Origin of the sequence: Providencia sp., from assembly GCF_040396775.1 — a bacterium.
Lineage (GTDB): Bacteria > Pseudomonadota > Gammaproteobacteria > Enterobacterales > Enterobacteriaceae > Providencia.
This window is the reverse complement of record NZ_JBEBNT010000003.1, coordinates 352,955-379,347: the sequence shown is the minus strand read 5'-3', so window position 1 is coordinate 379,347 and position 26,393 is coordinate 352,955. Positions and strand designations below refer to the sequence as shown.

Genomic DNA, 26,393 nt, shown 5'->3' with positions numbered 1-26,393 from the left:
TAATTCAACTAAACGCACTTTTATTGATTTTTTCATGGCACATTTGCGCCCAAATAGGGTAATCTATAGCGCGTTTTATCCGACGAAACATCGTTTGCACTTCTATGTTCACCAAAGCTTAATCGCGGGTGGCGTTTGGGTGCGCGCGACATGATGTCTTTCTTATTGAAACGCACTAGCAGAATATAGGTTATTGGATATGTTATATCACCTTGCCCGCAAGGCACTATTCCAGTTCGACCCCGAAAAAGCGCATGAAATGACTTTTCGCCAGCTTCAACGTTTAAACCATTCTCCTTTTCAATGTCTGATCCGTCAATCTGTAGCGACCAAACCAACCCAATGTATGGGGCTTTCGTTTAAAAATCCACTTGGGCTTGCCGCGGGTTTGGATAAAGATGGTGAATGTATTGATGCATTTGGCGCAATGGGCTTTGGTTTTGTAGAAATTGGTACTGTGACACCTCGTCCCCAATCAGGAAATGATAAGCCAAGACTTTTCCGCTTAGTTGAAGCGGAAGGGATCATTAACCGCATGGGGTTTAATAATAAGGGTGTTGATAACCTTGTTGAGAATGTCAAAAAATCCAATTATGGCGGGATCATTGGTATTAATATTGGCAAAAATAAAGATACGCCTGTCGAGCAAGGCAAAGATGATTATCTTATTTGCATGGATAAGGTATATGCGCATGCAGGTTATATTGCCATTAATATTTCATCACCAAATACACCGGGTTTGCGTTCATTACAATACGGCGAAGCGCTCGATGATTTATTAAGTGGTATAAAAGCAAAGCAATTAGAGCTGCAATCGTTACACAATAAATATGTTCCTGTTGCTGTTAAAGTGGCACCTGATTTATCTGAAGAAGAAATTATTCAAGTTACAGATAGCTTAGTTAGGCATAATATTGATGGTGTTATTGCAACTAATACCACGTTAGACCGCTCTCTTGTCCAAGGGTTGAATCATTGTAACGAAATGGGCGGATTAAGCGGGCGTCCTGTTCAATTAAAAAGTACCGAAGTGATTAAACTTATTTCCCGTGAATTAAATGGCAAACTTCCGATTATTGGTGTGGGTGGAATTGATTCATTAACCGCAGCACGTGAAAAAATGGAAGCGGGTGCTTCATTAATTCAAATTTATTCTGGTTTTATTTATCATGGACCAAGATTAATTAAAGATATTGTCAATCATATCTAGTAAATTGTAAATTTACTTAACAAGGGGGTTTCTTTATGCCCCCTTTTAAACTATATTGCTAATAGTGGCTATTTTTATATCAATTTTATTTCAATCTTCAGCGAATGTGTTATTTGGTAATAACATTATCTGGTTGTCTGCAAGGCGAATTATTTAACGTATAAAAGTTAGCTGTAGAGTAAATTTAGGAAAGATCGTATTGATGATCGTTCTTATATATATTTACCGGTAAATCGCTAAAGGATCCGTTTATGGATATTAAACCTGATGATCATTGGCGTTGGTATTTTGATCATGACCATGACAGGGTGATGTTAGATCTCGCCAACGGCATGATATTTCGTTCATGTTTTCCAGCTAAAATGCTGACGGTATTTGCTCGTAATGAAATGCCATTTAGTATTGAGGATGCTGGGGAATTTTATTTGTTTGATGAGCAAGCTAAACGATTAAATATTACACAAGAAGAACGTGCTGAATTAGTGCTTAATAGTCTTGTTGCTTATCGTTTTCTAAAACCACAGATGCCAAAAAGTTGGTATTTTTCGTCATTTCACGTGATTAATACGCCAAAGCAAGGGCAAATTATTCAAGTGTGTTTAGAAAATAGCCACCATTATTCCACATTTATTATTGCGGAAGCGGGTTCTAGTGCAAGTTTATGTTTATTAGCAGAGCCGATGTTGGAATTACCTGATCGTGTTTTAAGATTTTGTGATCCAATTAAGATCATGAATGATCGTATGCTTGAATATTCATCTAGAGCCAAACGACAGTTATATGGAAATGTGATTTGATTGATCATTACTGATCACATCAAAAAACGAATAAATAAAATTACCTTTCTCAATATGATTATTAATTTGGTCGGCTGAATGTTAACACCATCATAAATTATAATAGATGATGGTGTTAAATATTCTAAAATTAAATTTTACTTAAATGCTAATTTCAATGCTGTTTTAGGGATACAACTACAGGCTAATATATAACCATTTTCCCTAATTGCACTCTGTTTTAATGGTGTCACTTCACCAGAGACTAATTTAATTTTACACCGACCACAAATACCTGCTCGACAAGAATAGGGAATATTTAAACCATGGGATTCAAGTTGCTCAAGGATCACATTTTGGTTATCGCCCTCATATTCGGTTTCGTCGAAAACTAAGCTGAGTTTGTTAATTTGAGATTGTGTACCCTGTGTAGAAAGGTCACTCTCTCTTTCTTGAATCAAATATTGTTTGGCGGTCTTCGTTTCTAATACCGTTAATGTATCGCCAACGCGAATGACGCCTGTATTTTGAATAATGACATTTTGCCCGAAATCGACATCGCCTTTTTCATCTGAGCGGAACGTTTGTAATGTCGCTAATGGCTCACTATTAGGGTGCTTAATGCCTTTTTCTGGGCTAACAGTTGTGAGAATGCAGCGGCTGCAAGGGCGGTCTAAAGTAAAGATAACATCACCAATTTGAATGGTTTTCCACGTGTCCTCTTCAAACGGTTTTGCACCCGTAATAATTAAGTTGCCACGAAATTGCTCGAGCTTAATACTGGCAGGGCAACGGCGTTGCAGTTCTTGAACTGACGCTTCATTAATTAATAGAAAAGGGTAGCCATCAGCAAATGACATCGGCACATCTTGATATTCTTTAACGCGGCGGGAAAGCTGTGGACTTAGCCAACGTAATTGAACTGGCTCATCAAAAAAGGTACTTAACCAGCTATTTATTGTTTCCGGTGCAATGAGCGCGTGAAAATGATTGCCCCAAACTTCAGTAGGGCTCTGCTTCTCATCAAAGTCCTGATACAATACTGTCGCACTTTCACCATTGGGTGCTCGAAGGTGGAGTCCATTATTGAGCATCACCGGTGTAAACAGTAACATTTGCGGGTATTTTCTCGCCGTAATAAATTTACCTTCCAGCGTGGTTATCATAAAATTACGATCAAAAGTCAAACCGCTTATATCAGCGAAGGCATGAGATAAACGCACCCCTCTCATGGATTTTACTGGGTGTATATAAAGGCGCGAAAGCGTGATCATTTTTTAATCCTTATAATTGTGCGCAGCAACTTTATGACAACTGCATAAGATTAGCTATAATGCGCAACAATTTTTCATCGAAATCGGTAATAAATACTATGAATTTTCTGTTTGCCAGCACAGCTCGCGGCCTAGAAGAACTACTGAAAACGGAACTGGAAGCACTCGGTGCTAGCCAGTGTAAAGTGACCCAAGGGGGCGTCTATTTTCAGGCCGATGAACGGGTCATGTATCAAAGCTTACTGTGGAGTCGGCTGGCATCGCGTATTTTATTGCCATTGAATGATTTTGATGTCTACAGCGACTTAGATTTATACCTTGGTGTACAGGCAATTGACTGGTCTGAAATTTTCTCGGTGAATGATACGTTCGTGGTACATTTTACAGGGACTAACGAAGAAATTCGTAACAGCCAATATGGCGCCTTAAAAGTGAAAGATGCCATCGTCGATAGCTTTGTTCGCAAGTTAGATCAACGCCCTGATGTTGCACGTCAACAGGCAGACATTCGCATTAATGTGTACTTAAATAAAGAAAAAGCCAGCGTAGCGTTAGATTTAAGTGGTGCTTCGCTGCACATTCGTGGCTACCGTGATTTAGCTGGGCAAGCGCCATTAAAAGAAACGTTAGCGGCTGCGATTATTAACCGTTCAGGTTGGCAGCAAGGCACGCCATTAGTTGACCCAATGTGCGGTTCGGGGACGTTATTAATCGAAGCCGCCATGATGGCAACAGACAAAGCACCGGGTTTACATCGTAACCATTGGGGCTTTTATGCATGGTCGAAATTTAATGCCGAATTATGGCGTGAGCTAACCACGGAAGCACAAGTGCGTTTCCGCCAAGGTTTAAAAGAGAACACTTCACGTTTTTATGGCTTTGATATTGATAAACGGGTGCTGGAAATGGCGCGAGCAAATGCGCGTCGTGCAGGCCTTCAAGATGTCATTACCTTTAACCAAGGTGATGCGGCTGCGTTAGAAAACCCGGTTAAAACAGAAGCAGTGGGAACGATTATCAGTAACCCGCCATATGGTGAACGTTTAGAAAGTGAACCGGCGTTAATTGCGTTACACAGCCAATTAGGCCGCGTCGTGAAAGCGCGTTTCCCTGGCTGGCGTTTATCGATTTTCAGTGCTTCACCTGAATTATTAAGCTGTTTGCAATTACGTTCAGAGCGCGAGTTCAAAGCAAAAAACGGCCCATTAGATTGCGTACAGAAAAATTACCAATTAGCGGCTACGCCTTCTGAAATGGTTGCAGAAATCTCCCCTGACTTTGCTAACCGTTTACGTAAGAATTTGAAAAAATTAACCAAGTGGGCAAAACAACAGGGGATTGAAAGCTATCGTGTCTACGATGCTGACTTACCAGAATATAATGTTGCGGTCGATATTTATGGTGACAAAGTCGTTATCCAAGAATACGCGCCACCAAAAACTGTGGATGAGCGTAAAGCACGCCAGCGTTTATTCGACGTGATCACAGCGACAATGAATGTGTTAGAGCTGTCATCAAATCAATTGGTGTTAAAAACACGTCAACGCCAAAAAGGTAAACAGCAATACGAAAAACTGGCACAAAAAGACGATTTCTTCTTAGTGCAAGAATACAATGCCAAAATGCTGGTTAACCTAACTGACTACCTCGATACAGGGCTGTTTTTAGACCACCGTATTGCGCGTCGTATGTTAGGGGAGATGAGTAAAGGTGCTGATTTCTTAAACTTATTCTGTTATACAGGGACGGCAACGGTACATGCAGGTTTAGGCGGTGCGAAAAGCACGACATCCGTAGATATGTCCCGTACTTACCTTGAATGGGCAGAGAAAAACTTACAAGCGAATGGGTTAACGGGGCGTCAACATCGCTTAATTCAAGCAGATTGTTTAGGTTGGTTAGCAAATAGTGATGAACAATTTGACCTGATCTTTATTGATCCGCCAACATTCTCAAATTCAAAACGCATGGATGGTACGTTTGATGTGCAACGTGACCATGTGCAATTGATTACACATTTAAAACGACTATTACGCCGCGGCGGAACCGTGATGTTCTCGAATAACAAACGCGGTTTCAAAATGGATATGGAAGCAATCGCGGAGTTAGGACTACAAGCACAAGAAATCACTGCGAAAACGCTTTCTGAAGATTTTGCACGTAATCGTCAAATTCATAACTGCTGGTTAATTCGCCACGCAGAGTAAAGGATAGAATCAATGGCTTTAATTAATTTATCGGGTGCATACCTTTCGTTCAGTGATGCGCCACTACTTGATAATACAGAAATTCATATTGAAGATAACGAGCGCGTCTGCTTGGTCGGCCGAAACGGTGCGGGTAAATCAACCCTGATGCGTGTGCTGACGAAAGAACAACCTTTAGATGATGGCCAACTGGTTTACGAGCAGGATTTAGTCGTTGCACGTTTGCAGCAAGATCCACCGCGTAATGTGGAAGGCACTATTTTTGATTTCGTTGCAGAAGGTGTTGCGGAGCAAGCTCAATATCTGAAGGATTACCACCATATTGCTAAAGTGGTGGAAGAAGATCCGAGCGAGAAAAACTTAAATAAAATGGCTGAATTACAAGAAGTGCTTGATAACCGTAATTTATGGTTATTGGACTCCCGTATCAGCGATGTGCTGAAAAAATTGGGCTTACCTGCGGATGCGGAGCTTTCTTCCCTTTCTGGGGGGTGGTTACGTAAAGCGGCGCTGGGGCGTGCGTTAGTGAGCAACCCGCGTGTTTTATTCTTAGATGAGCCAACGAACCACTTAGATATCGAAACCATTTTGTGGTTGGAAAACTTCCTTAAAGATTTCCAAGGCAGCATTGTGTTTATTTCTCATGACCGTTCATTTATTCGTAACATGGCAACCCGTATTATTGATTTAGACCGTGGGCAACTCGCCTCGTGGCCGGGTACATACGATGATTATTTAATCAGTAAAGAAGAAGCACTGCGCGTTGAAGAAATGCAAAATGCGGAATTCGATAAAAAACTGGCACAAGAAGAAGCGTGGATCCGCCAAGGCATCAAAGCGCGTCGTACCCGTAACGAAGGGCGTGTTCGTGCTCTAAAAGCGCTGCGTGTTGAGCGTTCAGAGCGCCGCGAAGTGATGGGAACAGCGAAAATGCAAGTGGGTGAAGCGGCTCGCTCCGGTAAAATTGTTTTTGAAATGGAAAACGTTAATTACCAAATCGATAATAAAGTGCTGGTAAACGATTTTTCTGCGCAGGTGATGCGTGGCGATAAAATTGCATTAGTTGGGCCGAATGGTTGCGGTAAAACCACACTGTTACGTTTAATGCTGGGTGATTTACAAGCGGATAGCGGGCGTGTGCACTGCGGTACAAAACTTGAAGTGGCTTACTTTGACCAGCACCGCGCGGCATTAGACCCAGATAAAACTGTTATGGACAACCTAGCGGAAGGTAAGCAAGAAGTGATGGTCAATGGCAAGCCACGCCATGTATTAGGCTACTTGCAAGACTTTATGTTCCCACCAAAACGTGCAATGACACCTGTCAGAGCCTTATCTGGCGGTGAGCGTAATAGATTATTATTAGCTCGATTATTCCTAAAACCAAGTAACTTACTGATCCTCGATGAACCGACCAACGACCTTGATGTCGAAACATTAGAATTACTTGAGGAGTTAGTGGATGGTTATCAAGGAACCGTTCTGCTGGTGAGCCATGACCGTGAATTCGTCGATAACAGCGTAACAGAATGCTGGATCTTTGAAGGTAATGGTGTGATCAACCGTTTTGTAGGCGGTTATTTTGATGCGCAAAAGCAAAGAGCACAAACCGTGAGTTTGGAAGCCAAACAAACGAGTAAAGTGTCAGCGCAAGAAAAAACGGTAAAACCAAAAGAAGCGGCAAAGCGACCAAACAAACTCAGTTATAATTTATTGCGTGAGTTGGAACAGCTGCCGGCGAAGCTTGAGCAACTGGAAACAGAAATTGAAGTGCTACAAGCTAAAGTTGGCGATGCCGATTTTTTCAATCAACCTCACGATGTCACTGAGCAAACACTGAGCCAGTTATCAGCAAAAGAAACTGAACTGGAACATGCGTTTGACCGCTGGCAAGAGCTTGAGCTGCTCAAAAACGGCTGAGTAAATTGATAGACTAGAGGAGCGAATACTCTTTGTGTACCCATGAGTTTCATGAACATGTGCTTTGTCCTCAGTGCGATATGCTGGTTGCGGTTCCAGAATTGGAACAAGGTAGTAAAGCAACTTGCCCGCGCTGTGAGACCACGTTAGTTTCAAAGTGGCGATATCCGTATAAGCAGCCCGCTGCCTATGCGTTTAGTGCGTTGATCATGCTATTCATCGCGTGCTTATTTCCTTTTGTGAAAATGAGCGCGGCGGGTATTGAAAACGAAATTTCGCTTTTTCAAATTATCGAGATTATTGCCTCAACGCGTTATAGCGGTTTGGCGCTATTTTTCTTGTTTTTCTCCTTAATCATACCAGCCTTTTGTATGGTCACCATTATCCTTTTAGGGTTGCAAGTTCATATTCCTAAAGGAATTAAAGTGGTGATCACACGGATTTTATTCCAAATGAAAGCCTGGTGTATGGCGGAGATCTTCTTAGCGGGTGTTTTAGTCAGTTTCGTCAAGTTGATAGCCTATGGCGATATTGGCATTGGCCTAAGCTTTTTGCCTTACTGTGTATTTTGCATGTTACAGGTGAGGGCATTCCAATGCTTAGATAGGCACTGGTTATGGAATCGTATTGAAGCGGCCCCAAAATTAGCACACTCGTTAAAAGTCGGCCAAACAGGTATTAGCCAAAATATACGTTTATGTTTGGTCTGTACCGCGATTTTGCCGGCTGAGCAATCTAAATGCCCACGCTGCCATTCTCGTGGCAGCGTGCGTAAGCACCAAAGTTTACAATGGACAATGGCGCTGCTCGTAACATCGATTATGTTATATATTCCTGCGAATGTATTGCCGATGATGACGACTAATACACTCGGAAGCGGTTTAAACTCCACCATTATTGATGGGGTTATTTTGTTATGGGGGGATGGTTCATACCCCGTTGCTATGGTTATTTTTATTGCCAGTATCATGGTTCCTACGTTAAAAATGATTGGTATTGCTTGGTTATGCCTTGATTCACAAGGTTATGGCAACCGCGATCCACATCGTATGCATTTTATTTATGAGCTGGTGGAGTATGTTGGTCGTTGGTCAATGATTGACGTATTTGTGATTACGATTTTGGCCTCTTTAGTCCAAATGGGGCAGTTAATGAGCATCGTTCCTGCGGTGGGGATTATTTTCTTTGGTGTTGTCGTGATTTTAACGATGTTTGCGGCGATGACATTTGACCCTCGATTGACTTGGGATCGTTGTGATGCGAAAAATGCAGTGAATACTGCTGAACAAGAAGGAGCCATCGGGTGACCTCACAAGAAACACCACAGGCTAATGCCAAAGTCAGTAAGCTAAAAAGCTGGTCACCTGTATGGGTGATCCCAATCGTCACCATTTTACTTGGTGCATGGGTCTTATTTTACCACTTTAGTAACCAAGGCCCAGAAGTGACGTTGATCACTTACAACGCGGAAGGAATCGAAGCCGGAAAAACCAAAATTAAAAGCCGCAGTGTCGATATCGGCGTTGTGGAAAGTGTCACGTTAGATGACAATTTTAGCCGCGTTATCATAAAAGCCCGTTTAAATAATGAAATGAAAGAGTTACTTCGTACTGACTCGGCATTTTGGATTGTTAAACCAGCAATAGGGCGTGATGGTGTAACGGGGTTAGGAACATTACTTTCAGGGGCTTATATTGAACTTCAGCCGGGGCTTGCGGCAAAGGAACATTTTGAATTTACCTTGTTAGATACACCGCCTTTAGCTTCCCCTGATGCCAAGGGGATCCGTGTTATTTTAGCCAGTGATAAAGCAGGGCAGCTTAATCCAGGTGACCCCGTGCTCTTTCGCGGTTATCGTGTAGGTTCTGTCGAAACTAGCAGCTTTGATATGGATAAACGCGATATGCGTTACCAGCTGTTTATCAATGCGCCTTACGATAAGCTGATCAGTTCAAACGTACGGTTCTGGAAAGACAGCGGCATCGCCTTTGATATGTCATCCCAAGGTGTGCACGTTGAAATGGGGTCTATTGCCACATTGTTGACGGGTGGCGTGAGCTTTGATGTCCCTGAGGGATGGGTACCGGGAAGCAGCGTTAAGGAAAATACAGAATTCCAACTGTTTGATAACCAAAGCAGCATTCAAAATTCATTGTATACCCAGTACCAAGACTTTGTGCTCTTTTTCTCTGACTCCGTGCGTGGCTTACAGCCAGGGGCTCCAGTTGAATTCCGTGGTATCCGTTTAGGGACGGTGGCACAAGTTCCGTTCTATACCGCTGGTTTAGACCAATCACTGGATAATGACTTTAGAATTCCAGTCCTTATTCATATCGAACCTGAGCGTTTCTCTAAAGATGTCGGCGTGAATTTTAATTTAAAAAATGAGTTAAAATTAGCGATGCAAGATGGGCTTAGAGCATCATTGAAATCGGGTAACTTATTGACGGGTGCATTATTCGTTGATTTAGACTTCGTACCAAATGCTGAGCCATATAAAGGCCCAACAGTGGTTGCAGGGTATAAAATTATCCCAACAACCAGCGGTGGTTTAGCGCAGATTCAGCAAAAAGTTATCGCTGTGCTGGATAAAATCAACAATATGCCAATTGAGCCTATGTTGAACCAAACCACACAAACGTTGGCTGAAGGGCAAAAAGTAGTTAAAGAAGCCAATGCGATGCTTGTTGAGCTGAATAAAGTCATGGCAAGTAAAGAGTTCCAAAACTTACCGCATGACTTGCAAAAAACATTACAAGAAATGAACCGTGCAATGCAAGGCTTCCAGCCGGGTTCACCTGCTTATAATAAGATGGTGGATAATATGCAGCGTTTAGACCAAGTCTTGAGAGAAGTTCAGCCGTTGTTAAGAACGTTAAATAATAAGAGCAATGCATTAGTTTTTGAAGCCGAACCGACCAAGGATGTACAGCCGAAAGGAGTTAAAAAATAATGAGATATCTGATATCGATATTTGTTTTGTTGTTGGCCGCGTGTAGCAGTACACCTGAAAAAATGTATTATCAATTGCCAATAAACGCTTCTAAAACGCAATCTGCGGCGGTGATGGATAAAGGCCAAGTATGGTTGCAGCGTATCATGTTATCGGATGTATTGACGTCTAACGGTATCACCTACCAAACGACCGACGTGAGCTATACCAATGCGAGCACACATTTATGGGCAAGTCCACTGGAGCAACAGCTTGGGCAGTCAATGGTGAGTGAATTATCCGCAGCGTTGCCTGAAAAGTTAGTTTCGTTGCAACCTTTACAAAATTCACCTGATACCTTGGATATCACTCTCACGGCTTTTAATGGCCGTTATGATGGAAAAGTGCTTATTCAGGGATTTTGGACGTATTCACAGGATAAAAATGTGATCCGTCGTAATTTTGATGTCCAACTGGATCAGCAAGAAGATGGATACCCTGAATTAGTCCGTACATTGTCAATGGGTTGGCAACAAGTTGCTAAAGGGATTGCCGACGAAATTAATAAACACTAATTAATCATTGTTTAAATTAGTTTTCTAAGTGCACTTTAGGTATGCGTAATTATTACCATTATCTAAGGTGCATTTTTTTAGTCATAAGAAATTCTTTTTAAACCCCCTTTTCGTGTAGGCTTAAAAATAGTCGATTTTAGTTGTTCTAAAATGATGATTATTAAAGAGATATTTTTAAAATTTAATAAATTCAAATGGTTGGCATAAATGGGCTATACAAGTCACACTTATGCTAAATATGACAAATATATGAAAATCTTTACTTGATTTTCTGTTCGGTGGGCGTTATTTCTATAGTGTACCTATTAAGAAATAGTAGGTGCTGTTTTCTTTTCCATTTAAATGATGAGGGAAGTAAGGCATGAAAAGACAGAAGCGAGACCGTTTAGAAAGAGCTTTATCAAGAGGTTATCAGGCAGGTTTAGCAGGGCGCTCTAAAGAGTTGTGTCCGTATCAGGCTGTAGATGCTCGTTCGCACTGGCTAGGTGGTTGGCGTAAAGCGATGGAGGATCGAACCGTAGCCGTTGTTTAATCCCACTATTATCTGATCCTTTAGGTTAAATAACCTGCCTGTCTTTTTGAACCATTTGCGGGTTTTTAAATTAAAGGTGTCAATCAATTTAAGAACCTCCGCGATTGCGGAGGTTTGCATTTCAGTAACTTAGAAAGCGCTGGTATCTTTGAATAAGCCTACTTTTAAGTCTGTTGCGGTATAAATTGATTTACCGTCAACTAACACTTCGCCATCCGCTAAGCCCATGATCAGTTTGCGGTTAATCACGCGTTTAAAACTGATACGGTAGGTGACTTTTTTCGCTGTTGGCAGAACTTGGCCTGTGAATTTAACTTCACCCACACCTAAAGCACGGCCTTTGCCTTCGCCACCTAGCCAGCCAAGGTAAAAACCAACTAACTGCCACATAGCATCAAGGCCTAAACAGCCTGGCATAACTGGGTCATTCGTAAAATGACAGCCAAAGAACCAAAGGTCAGGGTTAATATCGAGCTCAGCTTCGACATAACCTTTACCAAAGGTGCCACCATCTTCAGTCATTTTGACGATGCGATCCATCATCAACATGTTTCCTGATGGCAGTGGAGGACCATTTTCCCCAAATAACTCGCCTTTTCCAGAAGCAATTAAATCATCTTTTGTGTAGGACTCGCGTTTATCAACCATGTTCTTCAGATAGCCTTTATTATGTGTAGGGGTACAGGATAGCTTACACTTGTACGCTGAACAACTCCGATCTGCTATTTTTTACGCAATCTTTACTTAACTCATCCACTTCAAGAACCAAGGAAGTCTGGCTTTATCAGGGGAGTTCGCTTGGTTAATACGTTCTTGAATTAAAGCTAACAAGTGTACATTATCTTCTTCCACTTGCTGTTCAAAGTAAGGTTGTTTCGTTAATAATGTAATGGCTTGAGCAACATGTTCGACAGGCCAAATATGGAATTGACCTGCTTTTACTGCGTCAACGACTTCTGCTTTGGTACATAAATGGCGCACGTTAGCCATAGGGATAATCACACCTTGCTCACCCGTTAAGCCGCGTTTTTCACAAATATCGAAGAAACCTTCTATTTTTTCATTAACGCCACCGATTGGTTGTACATAGCCAAACTGGTCAACAGCACCTGTCACTGCGATTTGCTGATCAATAGGTTGTAATGCTAAGGCGCTGATTAACGCACAGAGCTCAGCGAGGGAAGCACTATCACCATCAACCTCACCATATGATTGTTCAAAAACAATTGAGGCTGAGAATGGCTGTGGTTGCTCCAGTTTCAATTCATAGTTTAAGTAGGCTTGCATAATCATCATACCTTTGGCATGAATATTACCGCCGAGCTCTGCTTTACGTTCAACATCCGTAAACTCACCATCACCCAAGTGAGCGACGCAAGTAATGCGTGATGGTTCACCAATCGCTTCAGGGTGACCGGGATACTGTAAGACAGACAATCCATTGATTTGGCCAATAACTTCGCCTTCGGTTTTAACGAAGATTTGTTCTTGTAAAATATCATCTTGTGTTCGTTCAGCCAGAAAACTATGTCGCCATAAACGGTTTTCAATTGCTTTGGTAAAAGATTCTAACGTAAGCAACCCGTCGATAGCGTAATGGGAAGCATCCATCAAGCTGCGAGTTAACCAAGGGGTATCCAGCGGTAGATTGAATTTATCTTCACAGTAACGTGTTGCTTGATGAATAAATGGAACCCACCCATCTGCGGCGATATTAGGTAGTGCATTTATTTCGATAATAGATTTTATATAACCCATCCATAGTGACAATTGTTCTTTATCTTCGAAGAACATAATCGGCTCATATTCACCATAAATAGCACTATCGAAGATCTCTGGCGCACTATATTCAAGTTCTTCTAATGCGAGCCTATCCCCAACAATCACGACTTTAAGTTCAAGAGGTTGAGATTCTATACCAATAGGCAGTGGCTGATTTTCAGAGTAGGGCAACCATTCTAATTGGCGTCGATTAACCATGTTTTTAAGACGGTTCCACATGAGTGGTTGGCTAATTAGTGCATTTGCAGCGATGACAAGCACGCCACCATTAACTTGATGAATTAGGCCCGGTACGAGTTGTAATGATGGAGTGACATAACCAAATAATTGCTCTGGTTCTATCCAATGGCGATAAGCGATAGGATGCTGAGTTGAAAAACGGCTTTTGATGCCATCTTTCCACTGGAAGAGATGTTTATCTTCAGATAATTGATAATCTCCATCAATGACTGATGTATTTTCTAGTAATGAGTTAATTTCATTTGCATAAGCGCAAAGATATTCCTCAGTTTCATCAGACTTGATAAACATAAAGCGGGTATGCGCTAACTCCTTAACGAAACGCTGTATTCCATCAAACAACCGTGGTTGAGTGTCGGAAAATGGAGCGGGACTCAGAGATTCTGAAGAGACAAAATACGTCTGAAATGACGATAAATTAGGAATTAGGCCTTCCCATGTTAGTTCTTGACTGATCACTATGATTATCTGCTATTAATAGGGTTATAAATGAAATGCCTGCTAATTATACTCGTTATACTTCAAGTTGCATGGGTGTTGACTGCGTTTAGATAGCCGAATTACATACTCAAGTATGCTCATCGGACTATCTTCGCTTGTCGCCTACATGCAACTCGAATTATTTAGAGTATTGCTGGGCGCATGTACTTGATTGTGTTTATTTGGTCAATTGACCATTCGTGTTGTTTGTTTTATAAACGATTTTCAAGCCAGTAAATTACCCAGTGGGCAAGATTGTTATATTAGCCTTTGATAGGCAATCTTGCAGCAATAATTGTTGAAATATCGATTAGAATAACGAAAACATGAGCACAACAGGAAGTGTTATTGGCCAAGTGAAGCCAATTAATAGAGCGCTAAGTAGACGCATAATACAGCTTGGATCTTTCGTGACAAATAGGGTGAATAACATCGCACATAGACCGCCAACCCCATAGATGACGAGTATGTTTTCAAAAGTGGACATGCTGATTAGGAATTTGTTAACAGGTGGATGCGAATTCTACACTATTTAGAGAAGGAACGGTTATTTTCTTTACCGAAAAAATGATTATTTAACTAAATCGAATTTCTGCTTGAGCATTTTGTTTATAATATTGCTAATATAAAGATAGGTTCGGTTTTCTTCAGGAAAAATTATGAAATATCAGCAGCTTGAAAATCTTGAATGTGGCTGGAAATGGGAGTATCTCGTTAATAAAGCGCGAGCTGGAGAGGCTATTACCCGTTATATTGAAAGAAGCGCAGAAAAAGAAGCGATCGAATTGCTGTTAAAAACGGAAAATAGACCGAGTGAAGTGCTCAAGTGGATTTCACTTCATATGAATCCTGACCTTGATAATCGGATGAAGCAGAGTATTCGAGCTAGACGTAAACGCCATTTTAATGCAGAGCATCCGCATACACGAAAAAAATCAATAGATTTGAATTTTTCTGTTTGGCAGCGTTTATCAAATTTAGCGGTAAAGCGGAATAAAACATTGTCAGAAACAATCATCCAGTTGATCGAAGATGCAGAGCATAAAGATAAATATGAAAACCAAATGAGTACACTAAAGCAGGATCTTCAGGCAATACTTGGCACAACAAAAAAGTAATGGTGAGTAATGTGTAGAGGGGAGATCGTTAGGGATCTTCGCTGATGAGTTAATAAAAAATGGAACTGCATAACTGTTCAGCAGAATAGATATCGGGTAGGACTAAAAAAGTATGCATTTTTGATTAAAAAAAACCCCAATCGAAATTGGGGTTTTTTGTATTTAGTTCAAAATTCAAACTAGGGCTAAGAATTAAGCACCTGGTTGAGTAACAACTTCAGTTGTACCTTGAATTTCGATTTCAACGCGACGGTCTGGCGCTAAGCACTCGATCAGAGCAGCACGGCCTTTAACAGCGTCACATTTGTTGCCAGTTACTGGATCTTCTTTACCGCGACCTTCAGCTGCGATTGCAGATGCTGGAACGCCTTTAGATACTAAGTAATCAACAACTGACTGAGCACGTTTTTGTGACAGTGGCAGATTGTAGTTTTGTGAACCGATACGGTCTGTGAAGCCAACAACCAGTACGCGACCTTGAGTTGGGTCGATGCTGCTCAGTTCGCTGTACAGTTCGTTCAGTGCTTGCTGACCTTCTGGTTTCAGAGTTGCTTTGTTGAAGTTAAACAGAACGTCTGAACGCAGTGTGAAACGTTTGTTTTCAACAACTGGAGCTGCTGGCTCAACAACTGGAGCTGGAGCAACTACTGGAGCAGTTTCTTGACCGAAACGGTAAGCAACACCAACACTCAGCATGCCGTTGTCTGGACGAGTACCGATGTTGTCTTTATCACCTAAGTTGCTAACCCATTGGTAGTCTAAACGAGTAGCCCACTCTGGAGTGATTGCATACTCAAGACCCAATGCGTATACAGGAGCAACGCCAGTGTCAGTTTCTTTGTAGTTACGTTGGTTAGCTTTAGCTTCTGTACGGTAAACCATACCACCCAGACGAGTATAAACGTCTAAGTCATCCATGATTGGATAGCTTAATTTAGTTGTTAATGAAACACCCATAGAGGTTAAGTCGCCTTTGTCAGCGCCTTTGTATTTCATTTTACCAAACCAGTCGTAACCTAATTCGAAGCCCATGTACTGGTTGTATTGGTAACCAGCAAATGCACCTGCACCTAAAGTATCACGCTCAGTAGAACTACCTACTGATGGGCCACCGTTAGGAGTGAATTTAGTGTCTTCGTAATGAGACCAACCTAATTTAGCACCTGTATACCAAGTGTTATCTTTTGGAGCTGCTTGAGCAACGGTTGCAAAAGCGGCTACTGCCACTGCTACTGCGATAGCTGTTTTTTTCATTTTTACGCCTCGTTATCATCCAATATTGGCTTGGCTTCAATGAGCCTTATTATTTGCCATTGGTTCAATTTACTTGCTAGGTTTCGCGGACATTATCTACAAAAAATTAATAAAAGTAAAAAATAATGCCATAAGCTTAACAAGCTAAAGTCTACAACGAACTTAAAAAGATACAAGTAGAGTGAGCAATAAACGTTAAAAAAAGTATTTTTTTAGTGTATAAATCAGAGAGATATGTATATTTCTTATTATGATTATTTTTTATCTATCTGATTGATCTTCAATACTTTTCATTTCACTTTAGGGATAAATATTTCTAAAGGTTAAATTTAGTAAGAAAATTCTTAATCTTGGCTAGTGATAGTGAGTTGAATGAATTTTTAGATTGTTTAGCTGTCCTGATTGCATACTCACCATATTATAGGCTTTTTGTGGGCGCATAATAAAACCGATAGAATGACCTTCTTGTGCCGCGTCTTGTAAGCGAACAAAATCTTGTTCATTTAATTCAGGTAGCCACCCTAAAACGACACTGTAATTACCACTTTTTAGTGCTTTTTCCATGGCATCAATAGTCGTTATTGGGGCCATGTGGTTTAACTGCATAACTTTATGTGTAGGAATACCGGCTTGCTCTAACCAGTGCTTACTGAGTTTTTTATTTGGGCTTAACCACAATAACCAGCGTGATTGAACACCAAACTGACGAAGCATCGGTAACAAGATGAAATCCATAATAGGATGTTTTTCATCATAAACAAGTTCACTCACCATGCCTTGCTGCATTGAGCCATTAGTTGGCTCCGCAGTTTGGAAAGATTGTGCGTAATTATTAAGAGAATGTTCTGTTGTGTTATTCCAAGAATAGATGCTCATAATTCACCTCGTTACAATGCTGTATGAACATACAGTAACTGTATATCCATCCAATATCAAGGCTATTTTTTCAAAGCGCTTCGCAACTTTGGTGTTTTTCTATGCATTCTGCTTGGCATTTTTTATTGAAACTCTCAGAATTGGTCATGCGTAATTGATTGTAATGAAAGAAATAATAAAATTAATTCTCTCAAGGATGAAAATTAATCAGACCCAAAAAGGAGTTAAGGTAAATGCTGTTATCGGAAGAAAAAATTTTTTATTTGTACCGTTTATTAGGCCAGTTGGGTGAGCTTAAACGAAAAAATCACTTTGGCGGGCACTGCTTATTAGTTAATGGCGTAATTGTCGGGTTATTACTCGATGGGCATTTTTATCTTAGGGGATGTTTACTGGCGAGAAGCCATTTTGAGGCCTCGGGGCTTGATAGGCTAGTTTACACTAAAAAAGGTATCCCTTTGGAAATGCGTTATTACCAACTGTCAGAACAAATGTGGCGTGAGGAAAAGGTACTTCTTCAATTGATCGAGATTGCCTATCGTTCTGCTGTTGAGGAACAGCAACAAAAGCAGGTTATCACGCGCAGAATAAAAGACTTGCCAAACATGAATATGTCCGTTGAAAGAGCGTTGGGGAAAATTGGTATCTTACATGCTGACGATCTACGAATGGTGGGCGCTAAAGCGTGTTTTATGAAGTTAAAACAACACGGAAGGCATAAGCCGAGCATTAAGTTATTGATTGGTTTAGCTGCGGCAATAGAAGGATGTCACAGTGCAGTATTACCGAAGATAATCAAACAAGAGCTCATTGCGTGGCATAACAACTTTGAATTAACAGCGGTTTGATAATGCAGCAAGCAAGGCATTGGCTAAGTTAATGTGTTGAGCAGCATAAAATTGAAAATGAAGCGGGTATTAATAGCTTGTTTTATAATCTAATACCCGCTCATCAGTATGTTTTATGACGAACTAATTTGGCGGATCATTTGTTTGATTTCAGGAATAAGTTCAAGCAATAGTTTGGTTTGTTCCATAATTAACACCGTTTTTTCATCATCACTTGCTGAAATATTATCTATACGGTGTAACAGGCTATCACGCAATTTTTCTGATTTTTCATCAACAATATGTGGGTCTAGCGTAGTAATTTGCAGGGAAGACTCGACATAACAAATTGCATCATTTAATAAGGCTAAATTTTCTTCATTTTGTATTTGCTCGCGATGAGCGCCAAGAGCTGAAATATAGCTTAGTAGGGTATGATTTAAACATAATAAACGAAAGGCTTGCTCTTGCGTTATTCGATAGGATTTAGGGTCTGATGCCATATTGGAAACAATAGAAGCAAACTCGGCATCATTATTGTGCGCTTCACGTCGCGCGATTCGATATTCTAAGCCGTTATCTTTTCCTTGGTAGTACTGTAATAAAATCGCATCTAGATATCGGCAATTACTATCCATGGTTTTTTGCACTACTTGAGGTAGTTGACGGAATTTCCAATCAGGCCAAATAAAACTCACTGCAAGTAATGCGATAAAACAACCAATTAAGGTATCGATAATACGCGGGAGCGCCACATCAAATCCTTCACCCAGTAAGTTAAAGCAGAATAAAACTAATAAGGTAATAAAAAGAGTGGCTTGCGCGTATTGGCTACTACGGAACATGAAGAACAATAAACCTGAAATTACGATGAGAGTGAGCTGGCCTTCTATTGAAGGGATTAGGTTAAGGAGGGGTAAGCCGATGAGAATACCCACAATCGTCCCGACGATACGCAATGCCAAACGCCGTTTAGTAGCGTTGTAGTTAGGTTGGCAGACAAACAAGCTGGTGAGTAAAATCCAATAGCCTCTTTCCATATCAAACAATTGAATAATTGCATAGCCTGTACAAAGCAAAATTGACATCCGTACAGCATGACGAAATAAAGAGGATTTTGGTGTTAAATGGTGTTTGACGCGTGAAATAATGTCGCCAAAACCTGAAAGCGATTCATCCGATAATTGCTCAATTTGCTTATTATTTTGCTGCCATGAGCTTTGTTCAAGGCTTAAACCTTTCAGTTGAACATCGATACCTTTTAAGTTCTTCAATAAATTATGCAACGCTTTGATTTCATGGAGTGTAGGCGATTGTTCCTTGAGGAGTTGCAAGGAATTCTCAAGGTAAGTAAAAGTACGTTCGAAGCGTGGGTTATGTTGGTATGGTTTGCGCCATAACACAGATTGAGAAACTTGTTGGCAAGCGCGGGCTTGCATCGTTAATAAGCGTTGAAAGCGAAATAAAATATCATGATGACGAAGTGTACGGCTAAGCTGTTGATATTGAATATGGGATGAGCTGGCTCGCTCATGAATATCTTGAGCGACAAAATAGTAATGTAAAGTATTACGCGTCCCTTTTTGCCCTCGGTCGCCTTTTAATCGACTAAGTAATGCAATTTTTGTTTGATTCATCGTATTAACTAAGCTGCTGTTTACTATCGCTAAATCATAAATAGATTGCTGATAATCATCTTCGAGGTCGGGGTCAAATAAACTGGCTTTGGCATCTAAATAAGCCGATAACTGTTGGTAACATTGCGCAATGACATCTTGCAGTGGCCGCACAGGGAATAAAATATGGCCAATTAAGGTTAAAAGGTTATACCAAATTGCCCCTGTAAGGAGAAGGGCGGGTTGTTGGTACCATGTATCGAAAATGGGAACGCCTAACATGGTATAAATCGCAATTAACAATGCACCGAATGCAATGGTAGCGTAACGCTGCCCTAACGCACCTAAAAGAATAAAACCGCAGGTAGAAAAGGCCAGTCCAAAAAAGAAAAATAAAGGGTAAGGAAATAAAAGCTCAATGGAAACTGAGGCAACAAAAAAGCAAAAAAGGGTAATAATTAGATTTTTTATTCTACCAGTTAGCCTATCATCTAAGTCAGTTAAAGCTGCGGCGACCACGCCTAATGTTAATGGAATAGTGACCTTTGGGTCTTGGCCTAAAATCCATGGTAATAAGGTTGTGCCTGTCAGGGCTATAAAGATTCGGATATAATATAGAATATGGCTGTTATATAGCACACGACTATAACTGGTAAGCAGTGTTAGCACAAAGTACCTCAAAGGTAAGAAAATCCCTATTCCTTATAGGATAGCGTGTTTACCCAGAATAAAAAACCGTTTGGAATCAAGCCAACGTATTTTAGTCATTGATATTCTCAGGTGCAGGACGTATGGAACTGAAATCAACACAGATTGGACAGCGTCTGGCTCAGCATCCCTACAATCGGGTTCGCTTACTCAACGCAGGTATTGAAGTTAGCGGTGAAAATCACCAATATCTTATCCCTTTTAATGAACTTATCGACCTTCGTTGTAAGCGGGGTATTGTTTGGGGGGAGTTAGAGTTTGAAATTGTAAACGAGCAAGTGATCCGTTTGCATGGTACTGAATGGAAGCAAACTCAGCGATTTTTTCACTATTTAAATGAAAAATGGCAGCAATGGAGTGATGACATGAGCCAGGTGAGTGCAGAGGTTCTCACTCAGTTGGCCAATAAAATTGAGCAAATCTCACAGCAAGATACCTGGTTGAGTCTACGCCAATTGACTGCGATTAAAGACAATATTAAGCAGCAGTTTTCGTCATTGCCATTACCTCTTGTTCGAATTTCACAGTTCGAAAATTGTTCGGCACAGTATCAATTATGTTTAGAGTGGCTGAACCATAGCCAACAGTGTCGTAAGAAAATCAATGAAAAATGGTGTGAATCTGTTTTGATTCGTTACCACGATTTCTTTCAGCAAGTGGAATCAACGCCACTCAATCATTCACAGTCTTTATCCGTTATTAATGGTGAGGATAACGTACTAGTGCTTGCGGGGGCAGGAAGCGGTAAAACCTCTGTTTTAGTCGCTCGTGCAGGGTGGTTAGTTCTACGGGGACTTGCGCAACCTGAGCAAATTTTATTGTTAGCATTTGGCCGTAAAGCTGCCGATGAAATGAATGAACGTATTCAGGTACGTTTGCAACAAAACGATATTCAAGCGAAAACCTTCCATGCCTTAGCGCTACACATCATTCGAGAAGGTAGCAAAAAATCCCCTGTAGTCAGTGAGCTAGAAACGGATTCAAAAAAACGCCAAACGTTACTGTTAAAAGAATGGCGTGAACAGTGTGCGAGTAAAAAGGCTCAAGCTAAAGGTTGGCGAGAGTGGCTGAGCGAAGAGCTTGCGTGGGAAATTCCGGATGGTGAGTTCTGGCAAAATGATAAAATTACGCAGAGAGTGGTTGCGCGGTTAGAACGTTGGCTAAGTTTAATGCGTATGCATGGCGGAAGCCAAAAAGATATGGTAGATAATGCGCCAGAAGAGGTGCGCGAGTTATTTCAAAAGCGTATCAAGCTAATGGCTCCATTGTTAAAAGCATGGAAGAGTGCGTTAAAAGAGGCGGGGGCAGTTGATTTCTCAGGTCTTATTCATCAAGCGGTTAATATCCTTGAAAAAGGGCGATTTATTAGTCCATGGAAGCATATTTTAGTCGATGAATTTCAAGATATTTCGCCGTTAAGAGCTAAACTATTGCATGCTTTGCGCCAACAAAATAAGCAAACGACGCTGTTTGCGGTAGGTGATGATTGGCAAGCTATTTATCGTTTCAGTGGTGCTGAATTAGATTTAACGACATCGTTTGAGCATAACTTTGGTGAAGGGGAGCTTTGTGCTCTGGACACCACGTATCGGTTTAATGAACGTATTGGCGATATTGCTAACCAGTTTATTTTGCAAAACCCTATTCAGCTCGATAAGCCTTTAAATAGTTTAGTAAAAGGTAATAAAAAATCAGTTGTTCTTTTGTATGAAGACGCATTAGAACGTTTGTTTGATAAAATGAGTGGGTATGTACTTGATAATGAAACGATACTGGTACTAGCTCGTTACCATTATTTAAAGCCTGAGATTTTAAATAAAGCGCAAACACGTTGGCCAAAACTAAATATTCAGTTTATGACTATCCATGCATCTAAGGGGCAACAAGCTGATCACGTGATTATTTGTGGGCTAAATGGCGGAAAAGACGGCTTTCCAGCACCAGCGAGAGAGTCAATTATTGAACAGGCTTTATTGCCACAACCTGAATCATTTGAACATGCAGAAGAAAGGCGGTTGTTGTACGTTGCGATAACACGTGCAAAGCAGCAAGCTTGGCTACTTTATAACCCTGAAAATCCATCAGAGTTTGTTGAGGAGCTTAGACAGTTTGGTGTTCCGAGACAGAAAAAACCGTAATGATATGACCCTGTATCGAAAGTGTGAGACACAGGGTCATTGATGTATTAGTTGGTACGTTTAGTTAAGTAGCTTTGATAATCAGGAATAACAATATCGATTGCCTCATCAAAAAATGGTGAGGTGATGAGAAAATCTGCGGTTGCTGGGTTTGTGGCGACAGGAATGTTCCACACGGTTGCTAAACGTAGCAAGGCTTTAACATCGGGGTCATGAGGGACTGCATTGAGTGGATCCCAAAAGAAAATCAAAAGATCGATTTTTTGCTCTGCAATCATGGCACCAATTTGTTGGTCTCCCCCCATTGGTCCACTCAGCATACTCGTGACGGGCAAACCAGTGTGCTGGTTAATCAAATTCCCCGTTGTCCCTGTCGCATACAATTTATGGGCTTGTAGGCGCTGCGTATTTTTTGTAGACCAAGACAGCAAAGACGGCTTACAGTGGTCATGGGCAACCAAAGCAATATTTTTTGAGGCACCTATAATACGGGTTGTGGATTCCATGGTTTTCCCTTAAGTCAGATGAACTTTAAATATCGTTAAAATTGATTGGGCAAAGATGTACCAGATATATCATAATGCCAATGAATAGTTTACTGGTTTTGGGAGATATTTTGATGAAAGATCAAGAAATTGCTGAAATTTTAAAAAGCGTGAAAACCATCGCATTAGTCGGTGCGAGCGAAAAAGTGAATAGACCCAGCTATGAGGTCATGGAATACCTGTTACATCAAGGCTACAAGGTTATTCCTGTGAGCCCAAAATTAGCAGGGCAAACGCTATTAGGTCAGTTGGTATATGAAAAGCTAAGTGATATCAATGAACCAATAGATATGGTGGATGTATTTCGTAATGCTGAAGCTGCTGTTGGTATCGCGAAAGAGGCGGTTGCCGGCAAAGTGAAAGTTTTATGGCTGCAAAAAGGTGTGATTAGTGAAGAAGCACAAAAAATTGCGTTAGAAGCGGGATTGAAATTTGTGATGGACCGCTGCCCAAAGCAAGAAATCCCAGCTTTAGGGCTTGAGAAGTAATGATTTTAGCCAGCCGCTAAAAAGTAAAGCAGCTAATTTGCTGCTTTACGGTTGCGTTCATTAATGACAAGAAAAATTAGTTTCGCAGACGCGGTGCCTGCAACTGAGACCTTATTGACTCTGCAAGTTCATCCATCGACGGTTGTTCAGGATGGTCATCCGCAGATTCATAAGTAATTTGTGCTTCAGCCAAATAAGTATGAACAGCATCCCCGTTGTCATCTTCCATAACAACATGATACCAAGGCAGATCGCGTAGCGTACTGTTTGAGGCAATATCATCATCATGTGGTTGTTCGAGCGAGTATTCAGCGTCCACATCAACAACGACCCCTAAGTAGCCGAGAAGTTTGTGTCTGACTTGTTGCCCGATTCCATATTTACTGGTGATCATCATAGCGACCTCCTAAAAGCCTTGCTTGTACTTCAATCTATATGTGGGCAGTGCTGCGCGTTTTCAAGTTAACGTATGGACAATTAGCAATAACGCAATACACTGTCTTTATACGCAACGTTGAAAAAGCAGTGCCTCAACAGCAGATTATCTGTTCAATGCGTAAAAAACAACAGCTAAAAAAGAGAATGACTCGATTATGCTCTAAAAGGGAGACGAACATGACAACATCTGGCCGTTACTTTTATATTTATGGGCGAGTACAAGGGGTTGGTTTTCGTTACCAAACCTACCATTGGGCAAATCAGAATGGGCTCAAGGGCTTCGTGAGTAACCGTGATGATGGCAGTGTAAAACTGGCCATTTATGGCACAGTGCAAGATATCGAATTTGTTGATGACTGGCTGAAAGCAGGTGGGCCACCAGGTGCAAAAATTGACCACTTTTTTAGTGAAAACTGGCAAACTACTCCAATAGCGGATTTTAGCGTCCGCTATTAGTCGAAAATTAAATGCACTTCACTGGCTTAGGCAAGCCAGCAAGTTTAGTTGCTTGTTTGGCTGGCCCTTTCGGAAAGAGTCGGTATAAATAGCGGCTATTGCCTTTTTCTTCCCCAAATTGTTGTGAAACCGCTTTGACTAACATGCGGATTGCGGGAGATGTATTAAATTCTAAGTAGAAATTACGTACGAAACGAATGATTTCAAGGTGCTCATGAGTTAGCTCAATACCTTCTTCTTGTGCAAGTAAGGGAATCAGTTCCTCTGACCATTGCTGGCTATCAAGTAGATAACCTTGTGGATCCGTTTCAATTTCTTGATTGTTAAACAGCAACATACTTTTTTAATCCCAAAAAAACAGAGCACAAATTTAGCAAAAATCATCCCATAACCCAAGCAAACGAATCAAAATGTTGATATTTTCACCTAACAGGCTGAAATGCGTATATTTTTAAGGCGAACGAACAAGTTAGGGGTTTACATCCAAAGAGAGGATGTTTATAGTGCACGTCATTGCGGAGGGGTGGCCGAGCGGCTGAAGGCAGCGGTCTTGAAAACCGCCGATGGGAAACCATCCGAGAGTTCGAATCTCTCCTCCTCCGCCATCTTCACTTCTAGTAACGTCTTCCAACGTCTTCCAATCCCAAGTAAATCAAGCATTTAACTAAAACAACTCTTTTCACAGTGTCCTGATAGCACGAAAGAACAGGACGATAACATTGCCGCTATTATTGTCAAAAGTTGACATTAAAACCTGACATCACGTCAAACAAGTTTCTAAATCACGTTAAAAATTAAATGGTATGCAGTAGGTACGCAGCGAAATGATATTATTCGTATCGTTAACTATTTGATTTTATCGAGACCGTCACGTTGGTTATTTCAATCAGCACAATCAAGGTATAGCCATGTTACAACGTGAAGCAATAGAAGCCGTTATGATGGAGTTAGCCTACCTGCAGGGGCAATCACTGTTATAGTTGCTCAAAATAGTGAAATGCTCTCATCAGTTCTTCTTCATTTTGGGCTGTTCCATATCGACGCTTGTAGAGTTTTTAATGAGAGCAAATAACTCTACTCTGGTTATCCCTAGCCTTAATGCGACATGATTAGCGCAGCTTCTAGCATTTGAAACTCTTTGGTTTAAAGGTAATTCAGGATTAATAACTTTCGCCTTAGAGCTATTGTGTGACATAAATTAACCTCAACAAATTTAATATTAGTTATTGTAGCATTAAGAAGCTCTGAAATCGGAGGCTTGTCACTGGCTGGCAATATTATAATCATGGCCATGAGATAAAAGTAACCATAATGCAAATAAGTATTGCGATACCCACAGGGCAAATTTGTCCTCTGAATAAATATCAATGAATTACCGAAAGAAAATAAAAAAAGCTACGAGCACGTAGCCTTGGTGAGTATTTATAGTAATTTAAATAACATTCGTTATTCTAGATAGACCTTTCAGTGCTACCGCATGGATTACAGGTGAAACACTTGTACAGCAATTACCTAACACGGTTAGTTTGTATTTCTTTGCTTGTTCAGAAATAGCAGTAAATAGGACGCAGTTCTGAGTCATCATCCCGCATAATTCGATATGACTAATATCATGGGCTATAAGCAAGTCATTGAGATTTGTTTCATCAAAAGAATTACCGTGCTTTTTAGTCACAACAAAATGGTTTGGAGATAAGCTAGTGAGTTTAGATATAAGTTCACAACCATCTGTTGTTTCATCAAAAAAAGCGGCTCCTTGTGGTGATAAATGCTGAATGAAAATCACAGTGCCGCCATTTTTTTCATACTCTGAAATTTTATTGGATATATGCTCCAAAGTAGTATCAATATTCCATAAAGGAAACCGACCATCAGAAAGATAGTCATTTTGTGCGTCTATAATAATTAATGCCTTGTTCATAATGCCTCGTTAATTTTGGTTAAGTTTTATTTGAATATGAAATAGGACGATAGAAATTACAATAAATTTTATTGTTAAAT

Annotated in this window: 24 protein-coding genes and 1 tRNA gene; 14 read left to right on the top strand and 11 right to left on the bottom strand. The window is 40.7% G+C overall.

Going from position 1 to position 26,393, the window contains the following annotated elements; genetic code table 11:
• Positions 1–199: 199 nt before the first annotated feature.
• Together pyrD and ABWP91_RS06350 are read left to right on the top strand one after the other, a co-directional pair.
• Positions 200–1,210 carry a quinone-dependent dihydroorotate dehydrogenase gene (gene pyrD, locus ABWP91_RS06355; protein ID WP_353242543.1) on the top strand — a complete coding sequence of 337 codons (1,011 nt, stop codon included), beginning with the start codon at positions 200–202 and terminating at the stop codon, positions 1,208–1,210.
• Positions 1,211–1,461: 251 nt separating this feature from the next.
• A complete protein-coding gene (locus ABWP91_RS06350; protein WP_353242542.1) occupies positions 1,462–2,007 on the top strand; it encodes a cell division protein ZapC in 546 nt (181 codons plus the stop codon).
• 137 nt (positions 2,008–2,144) lie between these two features.
• Here the strand turns inward: ABWP91_RS06350 and ABWP91_RS06345 are convergent, their stop codons facing one another.
• On the bottom strand, positions 2,145–3,260 hold the full coding sequence (locus ABWP91_RS06345) for a YcbX family protein (protein ID WP_353242541.1): 1,116 nt from the start codon (positions 3,258–3,260) through the stop codon (positions 2,145–2,147).
• A gap of 98 nt (positions 3,261–3,358) precedes the next feature.
• On the opposite strand from ABWP91_RS06345, the gene rlmKL reads away from it, so the two are divergent.
• The 6 genes from rlmKL to rmf all read left to right on the top strand — a co-directional run bounded on the left by rlmKL (position 3,359) and on the right by rmf (position 11,426).
• Positions 3,359–5,467, top strand: coding sequence for a bifunctional 23S rRNA (guanine(2069)-N(7))-methyltransferase RlmK/23S rRNA (guanine(2445)-N(2))-methyltransferase RlmL (gene rlmKL / locus ABWP91_RS06340; protein ID WP_353242540.1), 2,109 nt, complete (start codon positions 3,359–3,361; stop codon positions 5,465–5,467).
• A gap of 12 nt (positions 5,468–5,479) precedes the next feature.
• A complete protein-coding gene (locus ABWP91_RS06335; RefSeq protein ID WP_353242539.1) occupies positions 5,480–7,387 on the top strand; it encodes an ABC transporter ATP-binding protein in 1,908 nt (635 codons plus the stop codon).
• A gap of 32 nt (positions 7,388–7,419) precedes the next feature.
• Positions 7,420–8,694, top strand: a complete 1,275-nt coding sequence (gene pqiA, locus ABWP91_RS06330) for a membrane integrity-associated transporter subunit PqiA (protein ID WP_353242538.1) — start codon at positions 7,420–7,422, stop codon at positions 8,692–8,694.
• Positions 8,691–10,340, top strand: coding sequence for an intermembrane transport protein PqiB (gene pqiB, locus ABWP91_RS06325; RefSeq protein WP_353242537.1), 1,650 nt, complete (start codon positions 8,691–8,693; stop codon positions 10,338–10,340). The genes pqiA and pqiB overlap by 4 nt, the downstream gene beginning before the upstream one ends.
• Positions 10,340–10,894, top strand: coding sequence for a membrane integrity-associated transporter subunit PqiC (gene pqiC / locus ABWP91_RS06320; protein WP_353242536.1), 555 nt, complete (start codon positions 10,340–10,342; stop codon positions 10,892–10,894). Before pqiB ends, pqiC begins: the two co-directional genes overlap by 1 nt.
• A gap of 361 nt (positions 10,895–11,255) precedes the next feature.
• Complete coding sequence (gene rmf, locus ABWP91_RS06315; protein WP_004909639.1) at positions 11,256–11,426, top strand: ribosome modulation factor; 171 nt, start codon at positions 11,256–11,258, stop codon at positions 11,424–11,426.
• A 129-nt stretch (positions 11,427–11,555) separates the two neighbouring features.
• On the opposite strand, the gene fabA is transcribed toward rmf, so the two are convergent.
• The 3 genes from fabA to ABWP91_RS06300 all read right to left on the bottom strand — a co-directional run bounded on the left by fabA (position 11,556) and on the right by ABWP91_RS06300 (position 14,415).
• Positions 11,556–12,074 (bottom strand): bifunctional 3-hydroxydecanoyl-ACP dehydratase/trans-2-decenoyl-ACP isomerase, encoded by a 519-nt coding sequence (gene fabA / locus ABWP91_RS06310; protein WP_353242535.1) that lies wholly within the window; start codon positions 12,072–12,074, stop codon positions 11,556–11,558.
• Between the two features lie 96 nt (positions 12,075–12,170).
• Positions 12,171–13,907, bottom strand: a complete 1,737-nt coding sequence (locus ABWP91_RS06305; RefSeq protein WP_353242534.1) for an AAA family ATPase — start codon at positions 13,905–13,907, stop codon at positions 12,171–12,173.
• A 331-nt stretch (positions 13,908–14,238) separates the two neighbouring features.
• Positions 14,239–14,415: a GhoT/OrtT family toxin gene (locus tag ABWP91_RS06300; protein WP_353242533.1), complete on the bottom strand. Its 177-nt coding sequence runs from the start codon at positions 14,413–14,415 to the stop codon at positions 14,239–14,241.
• Positions 14,416–14,587: 172 nt separating this feature from the next.
• Here ABWP91_RS06300 and matP point away from each other — a divergent pair, with 172 nt between their 5' ends.
• Entirely contained in the window at positions 14,588–15,046 is a 459-nt protein-coding gene (gene matP, locus ABWP91_RS06295; RefSeq protein ID WP_353242532.1) for a macrodomain Ter protein MatP, read from the top strand.
• Between the two features lie 192 nt (positions 15,047–15,238).
• On the opposite strand, the gene ompA is transcribed toward matP, so the two are convergent.
• Together ompA and sulA are read right to left on the bottom strand one after the other, a co-directional pair.
• Positions 15,239–16,300: a porin OmpA gene (ompA, locus tag ABWP91_RS06290; protein ID WP_353242531.1), complete on the bottom strand. Its 1,062-nt coding sequence runs from the start codon at positions 16,298–16,300 to the stop codon at positions 15,239–15,241.
• A gap of 354 nt (positions 16,301–16,654) precedes the next feature.
• Positions 16,655–17,176 carry an SOS-induced cell division inhibitor SulA gene (gene sulA, locus ABWP91_RS06285; protein WP_353242530.1) on the bottom strand — a complete coding sequence of 174 codons (522 nt, stop codon included), beginning with the start codon at positions 17,174–17,176 and terminating at the stop codon, positions 16,655–16,657.
• Positions 17,177–17,409: 233 nt separating this feature from the next.
• Here sulA and ABWP91_RS06280 point away from each other — a divergent pair, with 233 nt between their 5' ends.
• Positions 17,410–18,024, top strand: coding sequence for a TfoX/Sxy family DNA transformation protein (locus tag ABWP91_RS06280; protein WP_353242529.1), 615 nt, complete (start codon positions 17,410–17,412; stop codon positions 18,022–18,024).
• A 113-nt stretch (positions 18,025–18,137) separates the two neighbouring features.
• Here the strand turns inward: ABWP91_RS06280 and yccS are convergent, their stop codons facing one another.
• On the bottom strand, positions 18,138–20,288 hold the full coding sequence (yccS, locus tag ABWP91_RS06275) for a YccS family putative transporter (RefSeq protein ID WP_353242528.1): 2,151 nt from the start codon (positions 20,286–20,288) through the stop codon (positions 18,138–18,140).
• A gap of 122 nt (positions 20,289–20,410) precedes the next feature.
• On the opposite strand from yccS, the gene helD reads away from it, so the two are divergent.
• Complete coding sequence (gene helD, locus ABWP91_RS06270) at positions 20,411–22,465, top strand: DNA helicase IV (protein WP_353242527.1); 2,055 nt, start codon at positions 20,411–20,413, stop codon at positions 22,463–22,465.
• Positions 22,466–22,512: 47 nt separating this feature from the next.
• On the opposite strand, the gene ABWP91_RS06265 is transcribed toward helD, so the two are convergent.
• Positions 22,513–22,971, bottom strand: a complete 459-nt coding sequence (locus ABWP91_RS06265; RefSeq protein WP_353242526.1) for a methylglyoxal synthase — start codon at positions 22,969–22,971, stop codon at positions 22,513–22,515.
• A 113-nt stretch (positions 22,972–23,084) separates the two neighbouring features.
• Between ABWP91_RS06265 and ABWP91_RS06260 the strand changes: the two genes are divergently transcribed.
• On the top strand, positions 23,085–23,498 hold the full coding sequence (locus tag ABWP91_RS06260; protein WP_353242525.1) for a CoA-binding protein: 414 nt from the start codon (positions 23,085–23,087) through the stop codon (positions 23,496–23,498).
• A gap of 76 nt (positions 23,499–23,574) precedes the next feature.
• Here the strand turns inward: ABWP91_RS06260 and hspQ are convergent, their stop codons facing one another.
• On the bottom strand, positions 23,575–23,895 hold the full coding sequence (hspQ, locus tag ABWP91_RS06255; RefSeq protein WP_206086681.1) for a heat shock protein HspQ: 321 nt from the start codon (positions 23,893–23,895) through the stop codon (positions 23,575–23,577).
• Positions 23,896–24,113: 218 nt separating this feature from the next.
• On the opposite strand from hspQ, the gene ABWP91_RS06250 reads away from it, so the two are divergent.
• Positions 24,114–24,392: an acylphosphatase gene (locus ABWP91_RS06250; protein ID WP_353242524.1), complete on the top strand. Its 279-nt coding sequence runs from the start codon at positions 24,114–24,116 to the stop codon at positions 24,390–24,392.
• Positions 24,393–24,399: 7 nt separating this feature from the next.
• On the opposite strand, the gene ABWP91_RS06245 is transcribed toward ABWP91_RS06250, so the two are convergent.
• A complete protein-coding gene (locus ABWP91_RS06245) occupies positions 24,400–24,729 on the bottom strand; it encodes a TusE/DsrC/DsvC family sulfur relay protein (protein ID WP_219249198.1) in 330 nt (109 codons plus the stop codon).
• Positions 24,730–24,909: 180 nt separating this feature from the next.
• Between ABWP91_RS06245 and ABWP91_RS06240 the strand changes: the two genes are divergently transcribed.
• Positions 24,910–24,997: transfer RNA gene (locus ABWP91_RS06240), tRNA-Ser, on the top strand.
• Between the two features lie 827 nt (positions 24,998–25,824).
• Here the strand turns inward: ABWP91_RS06240 and ABWP91_RS06235 are convergent.
• Positions 25,825–26,313, bottom strand: coding sequence for an isochorismatase family protein (locus ABWP91_RS06235; protein ID WP_353242523.1), 489 nt, complete (start codon positions 26,311–26,313; stop codon positions 25,825–25,827).
• Positions 26,314–26,393 lie beyond the last annotated feature (80 nt).

Bases quoted from the DNA above. Each gene is read 5' to 3' on its own strand.
- pyrD (WP_353242543.1), top strand. From the start codon at position 200: ATGTTATATCACCTTGCCCGCAAGGCACTATTCCAGTTCGACCCCGAA.
- ABWP91_RS06350 (WP_353242542.1), top strand. From the start codon at position 1,462: ATGGATATTAAACCTGATGATCATTGGCGTTGGTATTTTGATCATGAC.
- ABWP91_RS06345 (WP_353242541.1), bottom strand. From the start codon at position 3,260: ATGATCACGCTTTCGCGCCTTTATATACACCCAGTAAAATCCATGAGA.
- rlmKL (WP_353242540.1), top strand. From the start codon at position 3,359: ATGAATTTTCTGTTTGCCAGCACAGCTCGCGGCCTAGAAGAACTACTG.
- ABWP91_RS06335 (WP_353242539.1), top strand. From the start codon at position 5,480: ATGGCTTTAATTAATTTATCGGGTGCATACCTTTCGTTCAGTGATGCG.
- pqiC (WP_353242536.1), top strand. From the start codon at position 10,340: ATGAGATATCTGATATCGATATTTGTTTTGTTGTTGGCCGCGTGTAGC.
- rmf (WP_004909639.1), top strand. From the start codon at position 11,256: ATGAAAAGACAGAAGCGAGACCGTTTAGAAAGAGCTTTATCAAGAGGT.
- fabA (WP_353242535.1), bottom strand. From the start codon at position 12,074: ATGGTTGATAAACGCGAGTCCTACACAAAAGATGATTTAATTGCTTCT.
- ABWP91_RS06300 (WP_353242533.1), bottom strand. From the start codon at position 14,415: ATGTCCACTTTTGAAAACATACTCGTCATCTATGGGGTTGGCGGTCTA.
- matP (WP_353242532.1), top strand. From the start codon at position 14,588: ATGAAATATCAGCAGCTTGAAAATCTTGAATGTGGCTGGAAATGGGAG.
- ompA (WP_353242531.1), bottom strand. From the start codon at position 16,300: ATGAAAAAAACAGCTATCGCAGTAGCAGTGGCAGTAGCCGCTTTTGCA.
- sulA (WP_353242530.1), bottom strand. From the start codon at position 17,176: ATGAGCATCTATTCTTGGAATAACACAACAGAACATTCTCTTAATAAT.
- ABWP91_RS06280 (WP_353242529.1), top strand. From the start codon at position 17,410: ATGCTGTTATCGGAAGAAAAAATTTTTTATTTGTACCGTTTATTAGGC.
- helD (WP_353242527.1), top strand. From the start codon at position 20,411: ATGGAACTGAAATCAACACAGATTGGACAGCGTCTGGCTCAGCATCCC.
- ABWP91_RS06265 (WP_353242526.1), bottom strand. From the start codon at position 22,971: ATGGAATCCACAACCCGTATTATAGGTGCCTCAAAAAATATTGCTTTG.
- ABWP91_RS06260 (WP_353242525.1), top strand. From the start codon at position 23,085: ATGAAAGATCAAGAAATTGCTGAAATTTTAAAAAGCGTGAAAACCATC.
- hspQ (WP_206086681.1), bottom strand. From the start codon at position 23,895: ATGATGATCACCAGTAAATATGGAATCGGGCAACAAGTCAGACACAAA.
- ABWP91_RS06250 (WP_353242524.1), top strand. From the start codon at position 24,114: ATGACAACATCTGGCCGTTACTTTTATATTTATGGGCGAGTACAAGGG.
- ABWP91_RS06245 (WP_219249198.1), bottom strand. From the start codon at position 24,729: ATGTTGCTGTTTAACAATCAAGAAATTGAAACGGATCCACAAGGTTAT.
- ABWP91_RS06235 (WP_353242523.1), bottom strand. From the start codon at position 26,313: ATGAACAAGGCATTAATTATTATAGACGCACAAAATGACTATCTTTCT.